The sequence below is a fragment of the Maribacter ulvicola genome (assembly GCF_900155985.1).
Classification (GTDB): domain Bacteria; phylum Bacteroidota; class Bacteroidia; order Flavobacteriales; family Flavobacteriaceae; genus Maribacter; species Maribacter ulvicola.
In genome coordinates, this window is sequence record NZ_FTMA01000001.1 from 743,214 (window position 1) to 756,608 (window position 13,395).

The window sequence follows — 13,395 nt, forward strand, 5'->3', positions numbered from 1 at the left end:
ATGCAATTCACTTAAAGTATATTATGCTACACTTTCAAGCGATTCGTTTTGATCACTGCTCTTGTTTCCAAAACTACTAAACTTAACCTTAATACGATACACGATATTGAAAAGTACCGGTACAATGATCAACGTTAAGAAGGTAGCAACCAACAAACCGAAGATTACAGTCCATGCCAATGGTCCCCAGAAAACTACGTTGTCACCACCTACATAAATATGGGGGTTAAACTCTGAGAACAATGCAAAGAAATCAATGTTCAATCCTATAGCTAGAGGAATCAAGCCTAAAACGGTGGTAATAGCAGTTAGGATTACCGGTCGTAATCTTGCTTTACCACCAACGATCATAGAATCTGTTGCATCTTCCATAGTCAACAAATCACTGTCTTCTATGCCCAGGCGCACTTTTTTACGATCAATCAGAATTTGGGTATAATCTAGCAGTACTACTCCATTATTTACCACAATACCTGCCAATGAAATAATACCCATCATGGTCATCATAATTACGAAAGACCATCCGGTAATCATCAATCCTCCAAATACACCAATAAAGCTTAAGAAAATGGCGATCATAATAATCAAAGGTTTAGAGATACCACCAAATTGAAATATTAAGATAAGCATAATCAATCCTAATCCGGAGAAAAAGGCACCTACTAAGAAAGCCTGTTGTTTTGCCTGTTCCTCTAACTGACCGGTATAATCAATTTTAACGGTAGCGGGAGTTCCATCAAAACTTTCCATTTCCGTTTGAATTTCGGCAACGATTGCGCCGGCATCGGTAAAACCAGGTTTTAAGCCAGAGTAGATGGTTACTACTCGTTTACCATCACGGTGTTTAATAGCGCTAAAGCCAGATGTGTTTTTCTCTCTCGCAACAGCAGAAATCGGAATCTCCTTAATCTGTCCGTTAGAAGGGTCTCTAAAAATGATATTCTGATTGAATAACGCACTCTTGTTGTACCTTAAATCTTCATTAAATCTGATGTTGATATCATAATCTTCACCATCTTCTTTGTAAACACCTGCTTTTTCACCAAAAATGGAACGCCTTAACTGGCTACCTACTTGGCCAACCGCAACACCTAATTCACCCGCTTTTTCACGATCCACTATGACTTGCATGGCTGGTTTTCCTTTGTTAACATCAATCTTCAATTCTTCAATACCCGCAATATTTTTGGTATTGATGAAGTTTTTAATGTCCTCTGCAGTATTGATCAACACATCATAATCATTACCTTCAAGTTCAATATTAATAGGGAAACCTGCTGGCGGACCATTGGCATCTTTCTCCACGGATATGGCAACACCAGGGTAAATACCTTGCAATGCAGCTTGAACACGAGCCCTTATATCTTCGGTATTTAAACCATTACGATATTTATACTCACTAAAGTTTACGGTTACTTTTCCCTTATGTGGCATTTCTGCAGATGAGCCGCCATCTGTTAACGGATTACCGGCACCTTCACCTACAACAGATACTGCAGAGGCCATCATAAAGTTTTTACCATCTTTTTGATACTTAGGGTCGTCCATAATGGCATACACCTGATTTTCGACTTCTTTGGTTATCTCATTGGTTTTTTCAATAGATGTTCCTTCTGGGTATTCTACATACACATAGATTTCATTTGGTTTGTTATCCGGAAAGAATTCAATTTTAGTTCTTCCGCTGCCAACAGACATACCAAATAGCATAAATACACCGATCAACATTAAAAATGTAATACCAAAATACCAATATACATTGCTACCCCTTAAAGCGTGCTTTAAACGACGCTCATACCAGTTTTCAAAACGAGCCATGGTTTTCTTTTGAAACCTAATAGCTGAACCTTTAATAATATATTTATAAGCCCAAAACATGATTGCAGTAAGAAACAATACGGAACCTAACCCGCGCATTGCGCCACCAAATATTAAAATTAATGTTCCTAGACTACCTAGAATAACACTCATTCTAATCAATTGTTTTAGGGTCAATTCTTTTTCATCGGTACTCATGAATTTAGATACTAACATGGAGTTCATGAAAATTGCCACGAATAATGATGATCCCAATACCACAGAAAGTGTAATAGGGAAATAGATCATAAATTGGCCAAAAATACCAGGCCAAAGTCCTAGTGGAACAAATGCGGCCACTGTTGTAGCAGTAGATATAATAATGGGGTAGGCAATTTCGCCGATCCCTTTTTTAGCAGCTTCGGTTCTTGACAAACCTTCATCCATTAAACGGTATACGTTTTCAACTACCACAATACCATTATCTACCAACATACCAAGACCCATAATCATCCCAAAAAGAATCATGGTGTTCAGCGTATAACCAAGCCATGATAGAATTACGAAAGACATGAACATGGACATAGGAATTGCAAAGCCAACGAATAAGGCATTTCTAAATCCTAAGAAAAACATTAAAACGGTGACCACTAGGATAATACCAAAGATGATGTTGTTTACCAAATCATCAACCTGGTTCAATGTACGAGTAGAAGAATCATTGGCAATAGAAATGTTTAAATCTGGCGGAAAATAATCTGCTTTCTCCTTCTTTACCAATGCTTTAATCTTATCTGCTGCAGAAATTGAATTTCTACCAGCTCTCTTTTTAACATCGAGCATGACTACGTTCTTCCCAAATTCACGAGCATAAGTAGTTTTGTCCTTGGACTGAAAGTTAACGGTGGCAATATCTTTTAAGTATACGGCACCGTTCTCAGATTTAACAACAAAATTATTCAGTTCTTTAGGATCCTCTACTTCACCTAGAATACGAATGGTACGTCTTTGCCCTACGGTTTTTAAGTTACCTGCAGACATGGTCATATTACCATTACTGATGGCATTGATTACATCTTGAAAACTAATTTTCGCAGCCATCATTTTGTAAATGTCCACACCTACTTCTACTTCTAAATCTTGTGCGCCACGAATATCCGCTTGTTTAATTTCGGGCAGGTCTTCTACTTCATCCTGTAAGTATTCTGCAAATTCCTTTAATTTTTCTACAGGATAATCTCCTGTAAAATTGATATTCATTATCGGTACTTCTTCGGAAAAGTTAAGATCGAACACATTTGGCTCTACCTTGGCTCCATTAAATGTTGGCCAGTCTTCACTTGCTTTTTCACTATCTACTTCATCTTTTACCTTTTGCTTTGCTTGTTCAACGGTAATATCCTCGTCAAACTCTATGGTTACAATAGCATAATCTTCTTGAGAGGTAGATACTATTTCTACAACGTTGCTAATATTTTTTAAACGATCTTCTAATGGGTCGGTTATTAGTTTTTCAATATCTTCAGCGGTGTTACCTGGATAGGGAGTACTAATGTAGATCTTGGTCTCTATGATTTCAGGAAAATCTTCTCTTGGCATGGCCATGTAGGCGCTAAATCCCAACCAAAGGAAAATGGCTATCATAACATAAATAACCGAAGGGTTATCAATGGCCCAAGACGATAAACCGAATTCTTTATCGGCGTTCTTTTGTACTTTGCTCATCGATATTTATTTTTTAATTTTAACTTTTTGACCATCCTTGACGCTTCTTGCGCCTTCTTGTATAATACGATTACCATCAGCAAGTCCTTTTAAAACTTCAATAGTTGCACCCTGTGTTTTGCCCGTAGTGATGATAGTTCGTTTTACAAGAGATACACCTTCATCATTTGGCTCTTCTGCTACAAAAACATATTGCTCACCTTCTGCATTTTCTGATATTATACTAGTAGGTATTAAAATAGCATCTTCACTGGTGTAGTCGTTTATAGCTACTTTAGCAGTTAAATTAGGTTTTATTTTTCCTTCTTTGTTCGGTACCGGAATTTCAGCTTCAAAAGATCGGTTAGACGGATTAATGAAGTTGCCCGTTTCTCTTATTTTTGTAATGGTACTATCGCCTAAAACAGGAAAATATACCAATGCTTCTTTTCCTTTGGTTACACTACCAATATAAGATTCAGGTACCTCTACCTCAATGTACATGTTAGATAGGTTTACAATACGGAATACTTCGGATCCTTGTCCAGGAGCAACTACTGTACCTTGATCTTTTATGACATTATCAATAATACCTGAAAAAGGTGCTCTAATATTAGATTTCCTTAGTTGGCTCTCGGTTTGGGAAACCATATTTTCTGCAGCTTCGTAATTGGTCTTAGCTTGTAAGTATTGAATTTCTGATCCAATGTTCTGGTTCCATAGGCGTTCTTGGCGCTCAAAGGTGGTTTTTGCCAATGTGGATTGTGTTTTTAGTTGGTCTAATTGGCTTGACATTCCGCCATCATCTATAGTTGCTAATATTTGACCTTTAGTAACTTTGTCTCCTTCTTTAACATACACTCTTTGTAATGTGCCCGCCATTTCTGGATAGATCAATACGTTTTGTTTGGTAGATACATCGCCCTGTAATTCTAGGTAGTGGTTAAATACTTGTTCTTTAGCGGTCAAAGTATTTACTAGTGGTAATTTTTCTTCATTGCCTAAAATTGCAATAGCAGAATCTAATGACTTTAACTGTGCATCAATATTTTTCTGCTGTGCGGTAATTTCATTTTTCTTAGCTCTTATGGCCTCTAGATTTTGCTGGCTTATAATATCTGCTACCGATTGCTCGTCACCGCCACATGAGTATATGCCCATGGTTGCCATTAATATAACTAGTATTTTCTTCATGATTGTATTTTTAATGATTGATTATTTAGTCTTTTGAATTTAATATGTTTTCCAGGTCGGTTTTTTTATTTATGACCTCTACCATGGATTGTAGGAACTCTTGTTGTGTAGTATATAATTGTGTTTGTGCTTGCCTTAACTCAAAACTGGTTGCCAAGCCTTCTTTATATTTTATTTGGTTTTTATTTTCAATACGTTCAGATAACATTAGGTTTTGCTTAGCCGTCTCATAGTTATCTATAGCAAGCGTGTAGTTATTTTTGGCATGTTCTAACCGTAATCTAATTTGTTGTTCAGCTTCGGTTAACTGTGTTTTTGTTTTTTCCAAAGCAATTTTAGCGCGCTGGGTACTGGCACTTCTTTTAAGCGAACTAAATATGGGAATGTTAAGATCAAAACCTAATACAGAAGAGTCGAACCATTGTTGGTCTCCACTGAAAAAATCAAAACTTTCAGAATATGCAGAGCTACCGTAATTTACAAAGGCATTTAAAGTAGGTAATGCACGACTTCTAGCTAGTTTCCATTCAAAATAACGCTGTTCATTTGAATTCTTTGCTAGCTTGTAATCTACGTTTTCATTAATATTGAATTCGGTGTTAAGAATACCTAAATCCATTTTAGACATGGTTAAATCCTCTAGTTTTTCCTGTAACTGAGTAGGGGCGCTAAGATCTAGACCCATACTTACATTTAACATTTGCAAGGTAATCTCTTTAAGTCTAAGGGCGTTTTGCAGTTGATTGTCAATAGATGATAATGTTATCTGAAGTTGGTCAACACTTTCTTCATCGCCTAATCCGTTTTCAAACAATTTTGAAGTTTCATAAAGGTTTTTTTCAAGTGTTGCCTTATTCTTTTCCAATATTTTTACACTTTCGTTGGCTAGAAGTACGTTGCCGTATGCTTCTACAACTTGCTTTCTAACATCTAGTTCAGTTTTTTCTTTGTTGTTGTCGCTGTAACTTAAAAAAGCCTTTGTTGCTTGAACACCAACAATATATGAGCCATCAAAAATTTGTTGTTTAAGGGTGGCAGTTGCGGTCATTGATTGCGGCTGAGAGAAAACTACGGGTAAAAATTCACCAGCTGGCCCACCAGCCAATTCTGCTGGTAATAAGGTTACAGGTTGTTTTAATTGATTAGAGTACCCTACGGATCCATCTATTTGAGGTAATCCGCCCGCAATGGTTTCCCATTTTTGTTTTTGGGCATCAATAATGTCTCTATTCGCATTAATAGCTGAATAGTTGTTCTCTAAAGCAAATTGTATGGCTTCTTCTAGTGTAAAGCTGTAGCTCTGCTCTTGTGAGTATCCTAAGCTGATATTTAGAATTGTGATTAAAATTACTAACTGATTTCGCATTTATTCTTGATTTGAATTGATGATGTTGTTTAAAATGTTTTTTCCTTTTGGGGTTACTATACCTCTAAGGTGATACTCTAAAAATGAGTCCATTAATTTTGATATTGGAAAAATAGTTATGGGAAATATAGTTTGGTCTTTTATACTGTTCATACCAGAAAAATATATTCTTGCTATAAATTCTGGATCTATATTAGCTCTGAATAACTCTTGTTGCAACCCACGATCTACATTTAATAACACGCACTTATGCATTTTTTCGAAGTGCATTGATTTAACCGATTTATATATTTTCGGGTAATATTTCATTAACTGATACTGAGGAGAGCTTTTCTCTTCATTTAGGTGGGACATTACATATTTTTTAATCTCGTACAGTTCCTCAATAGCGTTTTTCTCCATCGCAATTATTAAGTCTATACCATCGCTTAAATCACAAAACTTGTTCATGACGCAATCTTCTACCAACGAAGTTTTATTATTGTATTCACTGTAAATCGTTTTTTTTGAAATGCCAATTTCATTGGCAATATCGTCCATGGTAATACTCTTAAAGCCTCGTTCAAGGAATAGTTGTGATGCCGTTTCCCTAATTTTTTCTTTCATAATGGCTGCAAAGATACACCAGGAAACTTTAGAAACTAAATAAGTTTCCAAAGTTTTACATTTTTTTAATGTTAGGATGTTTAACCATATATTTAAATCTTCAACTCTAAAGGTATAGCGGTCTATTCTCTTGTATGATACTGCAATACAGATGATCAACTTATTTGTTCAATGGTTGCTCTTTGGTATAAGAGTCCTTTGAAACGGTAACATACCATTCCATGATTTATTGCTTGGTTGTAGTAAGTGTGCAAGAGAAGTAGTTACTTTTTCTTTTTGAATAACGTGTAAAGGATGATTATAACAAGCAAAGCACCAAGTAGGGGTAAAGAGTTGAATGTTTCTTTTTTAGGTTGCACAATTTCATTGATCTGTAATTGTTGATTGATTTCAACATTGGTTAGTATCTGAGTATTGCCACCGGTCCAGTCTATAATAACGGAGTCTACTTTTGTATTTGCTCCTAAACCAAAGTGTACTATGACAGAGTTTTGAGATAAATGACTAGACCCGCCACCATCTATTTCCCTAATAGTTCTTTTTCCATTGGTGACCACCGTAACTCTAGAGCCAATCCCATTGGTTTCAGAAGCAGTACCTTTTAATGCTACTTTTAGCCAATTACCATTGGCAATGTCATTTCTAAAAAGACGTGTGGTTGATGCTATGGGATAATTTAAAATAGGTTGTTGGTTTACCACCAATAGGTCCATATCACCATCATTGTCCATGTCAAAGATTACCGATCCCCTACCTATTCCGTAATCGTTAATTGCTAGTTCTCTTCCTTTTTCGGTGTATGTATTTGCGCTGTTGTCAAAATAGAAATTACCCATAGGGGTGCAATTCGGGTTTAGGTCTCCATTAGAGACAAACAGATCTAAATCTTGGTCATGGTCAAAATCGGCAAAGTTTGCGCCCCAACTAATGGCTAAATTATAAGTGCCCAATTCCTTAGCTTTGTCTACAAAGGGATTGTTATTACCTTGATTTTCCATTAGCATGTTAAACTTAATGTTGGTAATGTAATAATCCATCCACCCATCTCCGTTATAGTCACCAACAGCAGCTCCCATGGCGTTTATTTTCAAATCCATTTCGGTTTGTTCGCTAACGTCATCAAAATGGTCTTCAGGGTATTCATTTTGGTAAAGAAAATTAGGTACAGCTTTATACCCAAAATCTTGATTCACCAATAGGTCCAGGTCTTGGTCATTGTCATAATCGGTGAATACACCGCCAAAGCCAAATCCTTTATGCCCCAAACCATATTCATCATATACATTTTTAAAACTTTTGCCGCCTTCATTTTTTAATAAGTAACTTCTAGCTGTTTGGTTGGCACTTACTATGGTGGCATCTTTTAGAATTCCCAGCGTACCAGTAAATTCTTTAAAATAGTTACCTACAAACAAGTCTGGATAACCATCTGCATCTATATCTCCAAAACTGGGTCCTGTGCTAAAGGAGTTTAAATCTTCTAAACCATATTCATTTGTGACGTTATTAAACGTAGCATCTCCATTATTTAAGAATAGTAAGTTTTTAGCTCTTGGTATTACACTTTTGCCATCTGTAGTGGTAATGGTGGTAATGAACAGGTCTCTATATCCATCTTTATTGATGTCTGCACTTGCAACACCTTGGGTAACATAATCATTGGTAACTTCTAGACCAGAGCCTTTAAAAATATCTTTAAAAGTACCGTTACCATTATTGATATATAGTCTATCGGACTTTATACCGCTCGTGATATAAAGGTCTTCGAATCCGTCATTGTTACAATCAAAAACGGTCACTCCGCCACCAAAAGTTCCTTCATAGACTTCATATTGGTGATCTAATCCGGCATCTTCGGTAACGTCAACAAATGTTTGTTGTGCAGTACTAATCCATCCGCTGAAAAAAAGCAGTACACTAAAGATTGTTATTATTGATGCTTTGTTGTTTTTCATTTGTTTTCTTCCATTCTAGGGCATAAACATTTTTTGCTATCTCTACTCCTTTTTCTAATCCTATTTGGTTATCTAATTGTGTGTGAATACCGCCATAAAATCTGGAATCTGCAGTTTCTTGAGCGGCCTCCCAAAATGAGTCAAATGAACGGATTACAAAATCGGTTTCTTTTAATTCATCTCGCTCCCTGCCTTCATGAGCTCTATCGGTAAAAGTGAATTCCTTACCAAAGTTGTGTTCTAAAACAGTGGCTGCGGCAGCCGCTTGTATGGCATGTCCTGAGGGAAAAGAAGGAAATGGTGGGTCAGGCCAAAAAGACTCCCACTCTTCATCAATATATTTAGGTATAAACGTATTAGGTCGCTCGGTAAAGAATTGATATTTCCATTTCCAGCAATTTATAAATGCATCTGCTACCGCCATACCTACTTGTGCAAATACCTGTGTAGTTTTAATTAGTGAGATATCATGGCCTTCTACGGCAAGTGATGCAAAATAATACGAATGACCGGGAGGGGTAAAACTTACATCTGGATCATCGCCCCACCAAATAGCGGCTTCTTTTTCAAGTTGGGTCAATTTTAAATCTTTACGGTATACATTCTCAAATTGTTTATAGTAGGGAGAACCGGGAGTGGTGTCATACGGAATCATTTTAGGGTCTTCAAGTTTTTTGTTCGTTGAAGCAAAGGTTCTGTTTTCTCCCCAGTGCGGGTGTAATGGGTGATGGCTAAAAGACTGTGCAAATAATGGTGGTTTCCAAGCTCCTGGTCTATCTGGGTGCACCATTGTTTTATCGAAATTATTGAGATAGCCTCTATGACCGCCATCAGTTTTAGACCATTCAAAAATGGTGTTGGCTACAGATTTCCCAAAATTCACAGAGCGAGAAATAGTTTCTTTATCTAAATATGGTGCCAGTTGATTGTAAATGACTTGCTCTAAGGAATCAATTTTTTGAACATTCTCTTGGGAGGTTTGAACGTATATTTTCTTTAGAATTTCTGACTGACCGGCATTTAATGCCAAGACCCAATTGTACTCCTTGGTATCATTTGCCATAGGAAACATTTCTAACCCTTTCAATTGTCCATTCATTGATTTGTATTCAGGGAAACCTTGTACAATTGTTTCATACATGGTTAGTCCGGTATAGGCAAAAGCCCTAGATGCGAAAGTAGGGGAGTTAGATGGTGTATATCTTGTAATGAACAAGGTCATGTTGACCCATTTTAAAGCAACCTCTTTATCACTCAGTTTTGGTTGTTCTTTGGTGGAACATGCTGTAAATAGCAAGAAGAAAAGGCAGATAATGGTTGTTATATGTATTGGTTATTTGGTAGTGGTCATGGTTTAATTAAAAGCTATTCTAATAGTTTATAGGTTTTGGTAGCTGCGCCATAACTAGTAAGAATAAGTTCGTTATCTATTAACAATGCGTGTGTATTACTACCTTGGATCGATAGGCCGGATTGTGTCTGTGGCAAATAATTAAAATTACCCTCACCGGTTCCTAATAATACTGTTCCGTAATTAGCGTCGAACTTTCCTATTCTTAATTTATAGTGATCGTTGTTACCTAAAAGTAATATGTCTTCATTGCCATCTTTGTTAAAATCTGCACTAACGATTTCAGAAATAGGGGAGTATTGTGCTTGAATTGGTAGTAATATATTTTGATATTTGCCACTTTTGGTACTCATTAAAACTGTAGTTTCTTGATGGGTAATCACCAATTTATTGGCTTTCTGTAACTCGGTTTCATTGAATATATCATTTATGGTTGCGTCGGCATATTTTTCATAACTATTGAATTGTTGTCGCTTACCTGAAAGTTGCCCTAATAGCTCATCTCTGGTTACATATGGGTAGCTAGTACCATCCATATAAAAATTTAAAATAGGGTCTACTGATCCGTTTTGGTCAAAATCGGAGAAATACAATTCTGCTGGGTGGTCAGAGCTCACTTTAAACTGTGTATTTGTACCCATATTACCTGCTATAATATCGGGTTTTCCGTCTTTATTTAGGTCGGTAACCTGAATACTGGTCCATAAACCAGATAATGATTCACTAAAAAATTGATCAGTTTCATTAATTAATTTACCATTTTTATTCAAGTAAATAGTAATAGGCATCCATTCACCAACAACTATTAAATCTTCTTTTTTGTCACCGTCTATGTCTGTCCAAACGGCATCTGTAATCAATCCTAAATTTTTTAAAGTAGGTTGTACGTTATCGGTTTGGTCTGTGAAATTACCTTTTCCATCATTGATGAGAACGTAACTTCTAGGGATTTCTGGAAAACGACCGGGAATACCATATCCACCTACAAAAACATCTAAAAACGAATCGTTGTTAATATCTGAAAATGAGATCGACCCTGTGCTTATCAACATTTTTGGTAGGGAATTTTTGGTAATTTCGAAATTACCTTTTCCATCACCTATGTATATTCTGTCTTGCAATAATAGATCGTTAGCAGCTAAATTATGATAACCGCCACTTGCAACATAGATATCCAAATTACCGTCATTGTTGGCATCGAATAATGCTATATCTGTATCAACATATTTCTTGTCTTGTTCAAAACCAGAATTGTTATTTAGATAGAAATTCTTGTTCTTGGATTTAATGAATACCGATGTGGCTTGATTTATACCCCCACCAATAATTATATCTTCTAAACCGTCATTATTAATGTCGCCTTTAGCCATTGGCGGACCATCATGAGACAGTTGTTTCAGCAATAACGATTGTCTTTTAAAGTCGTTAACAGAAGAAGATTTGTGCGTGTATTTTATTTTACTAGTTATTTTTGAAAACAAGTCTTTTGATTTGTCTTTTAGTACAGTTAATTTGCTAGCATTGCTTTCTTCTAAAACTAATAGTTGATTGGTGGTAACATCTCTTAAAGTTTCCGTTTTACCAGAATTCCATAGTACTATCAATGAATCTATAGTACTGGTGTCATTAAGTCCAAAATGTAAAATAGATGAAACGGTTGATAGATACCCTTGTGTTGGCATTTGTTCAACAACTTGTGTTTTTTCGTTGCTATAGACACTCACTTTTGCTCCAATACCTTGGGTGTTTTTGTTTGCACCTTTTAATTGAATATTGATTTGATGGCTCGTTTCTTTTTTAGTATCATTTCTGTATATAAATGCAGGTTTATTGATGTTGTTTACTACTAAATCTAAATCGCCATCATTATCTAAATCAACATAAATTGATCCGTTGCTATTTGCGGGTTGGTCAATACCTGCTTGGGTTGTGTTATCAATGAAATTTATGCCGTCTTTATTACTGTAGTAGAAGTTTGTAAGGTTAGATGCGGGCATTTCTTTTATCAATTCCAATACATCTTGGCGTTGCAACCTTCCTTTAGACTGTACGTAACTGTCCATGTAATTGATGAAGTCTAAATTGGTGTAATCCCTGAAATACCCGTTAGAAATAAACAGATCTTTAAATCCGTCATTATCAAAATCAGCAAATAGGGGAGCCCAACTCCAATCTGTATTTGATATGCCAGATAGTTGCCCAATTTCACTGAAGGTATCATCCCCATTGTTTAATTGTAACATGTTGCGCATGTACTGATGGTGAAAACCGCTTCTAATATTTAAATCGAATTTTTCGTAATTGTCAGGTGATAGTAATAGTTTTTGACGGTAGTTATCTTTTGGTAACATGTCCAATGTGAAAATATCCTGTAGCCCATCATTATTAATATCGGCTATATTGTTACCCATAGAGAAATGACTTGTATGCCCCATTTGGATACCTAATTGGTCAGTGAAAGTGCCATTTTTATTATTGATATATAAGTAATCTGGTACCGTATAATCATTGGAAATGTAGAAATCTTGCCAGCCATCGTTGTTAATATCGCTAATGCCAATACCTAAACCATAGGTGAGTGCAGAACCGCTGATACCTGCTTTTTCAGTGACATCAAAAAAGGTGTTGTTTTTTTGTTCAAAGAGACGTGTACCCTGATAGGGATCATCTTTCTTTAAAAATTCTCTTGTGCTAACTTCGTTTAAGACTGGTAATGATTTTGGATTATGGTTTAGTAAAAGCATATCTAAATCGCCATCTTTATCATAATCAAAAAAATAACCTTGGTTACTAAATGCAGCACTCGCTAAGCCGTATTCTTCTGCTTGTTCTTTAAAAATGGGTATGTTGTTGGCATCGTTACCTTGGTTTATGAAAAGTTGATTTTTACGCTTGGCATCTGGTAAAGCACCTGAATAACATAGGTATAAGTCTAATTTTCCGTCACCGTTTACATCGGCAGTTGTGATACCTGTTTTCCAAGGTCCTGGTCTACCCGCAACTTTAGAAATTATAGTTACATCTTTAAAGGTGAAATCACCTTCATTCAAATAGAACTTATTTTCACCCATGTTAGAGGTGAAATAGAGATCTTGTAAACCATCATTGTTAAAGTCTCCCGTGGCAATACCGCCGCCATTATAAAGGTATTCGTATACCAGTACATTGGCATTTAATCCTTCTTTTAATGTATTTTGAAAAGTTATGTTTGTTTTACTTTCAGATAAAAGAGTAAAGAGAGGCGGCTCTTCAATTGTATTGATAGTAGAAGATGCTTCATCTTTTTTTTGGTTCTCTGCACAGCTTAGTAGCAGTAGGAATGCAGTTAAAAGAATGAAGATAGAATTTTTTGTCATTTGTTTAAAAGTAAAAGATCTATCCCAAAAAGGGATAGATCTTAAAATTAACTCAATTTAATTTAA

General features: G+C 36.0%; 7 protein-coding genes. All 7 read right to left on the reverse strand.

The window, feature by feature from the left end:
• Positions 1-21: 21 nt before the first annotated feature.
• On the reverse strand, positions 22-3,522 hold the full coding sequence (locus BW936_RS03245) for an efflux RND transporter permease subunit (RefSeq protein ID WP_076546879.1): 3,501 nt from the start codon (positions 3,520-3,522) through the stop codon (positions 22-24).
• A 6-nt stretch (positions 3,523-3,528) separates the two neighbouring features.
• Positions 3,529-4,695 carry an efflux RND transporter periplasmic adaptor subunit gene (locus BW936_RS03250; protein WP_076546880.1) on the reverse strand — a complete coding sequence of 389 codons (1,167 nt, stop codon included), beginning with the start codon at positions 4,693-4,695 and terminating at the stop codon, positions 3,529-3,531.
• 25 nt (positions 4,696-4,720) lie between these two features.
• The gene (locus BW936_RS03255) at positions 4,721-6,061 is read right to left on the reverse strand and encodes a TolC family protein (protein WP_076546881.1); all 1,341 of its coding nucleotides are present in this window, start codon (positions 6,059-6,061) and stop codon (positions 4,721-4,723) included.
• On the reverse strand, positions 6,062-6,718 hold the full coding sequence (locus tag BW936_RS03260; RefSeq protein WP_317042872.1) for a TetR/AcrR family transcriptional regulator: 657 nt from the start codon (positions 6,716-6,718) through the stop codon (positions 6,062-6,064).
• A 212-nt stretch (positions 6,719-6,930) separates the two neighbouring features.
• Complete coding sequence (locus BW936_RS03265) at positions 6,931-8,622, reverse strand: CRTAC1 family protein (protein ID WP_076546883.1); 1,692 nt, start codon at positions 8,620-8,622, stop codon at positions 6,931-6,933.
• Complete coding sequence (locus BW936_RS03270; RefSeq protein ID WP_084182024.1) at positions 8,585-9,844, reverse strand: phosphatase PAP2 family protein; 1,260 nt, start codon at positions 9,842-9,844, stop codon at positions 8,585-8,587. The genes BW936_RS03265 and BW936_RS03270 overlap by 38 nt, the downstream gene beginning before the upstream one ends.
• 143 nt (positions 9,845-9,987) lie before the next feature.
• A complete protein-coding gene (locus tag BW936_RS03275; protein ID WP_076546885.1) occupies positions 9,988-13,329 on the reverse strand; it encodes a VCBS repeat-containing protein in 3,342 nt (1,113 codons plus the stop codon).
• Between the last annotated feature and the right edge of the window lie 66 nt (positions 13,330-13,395).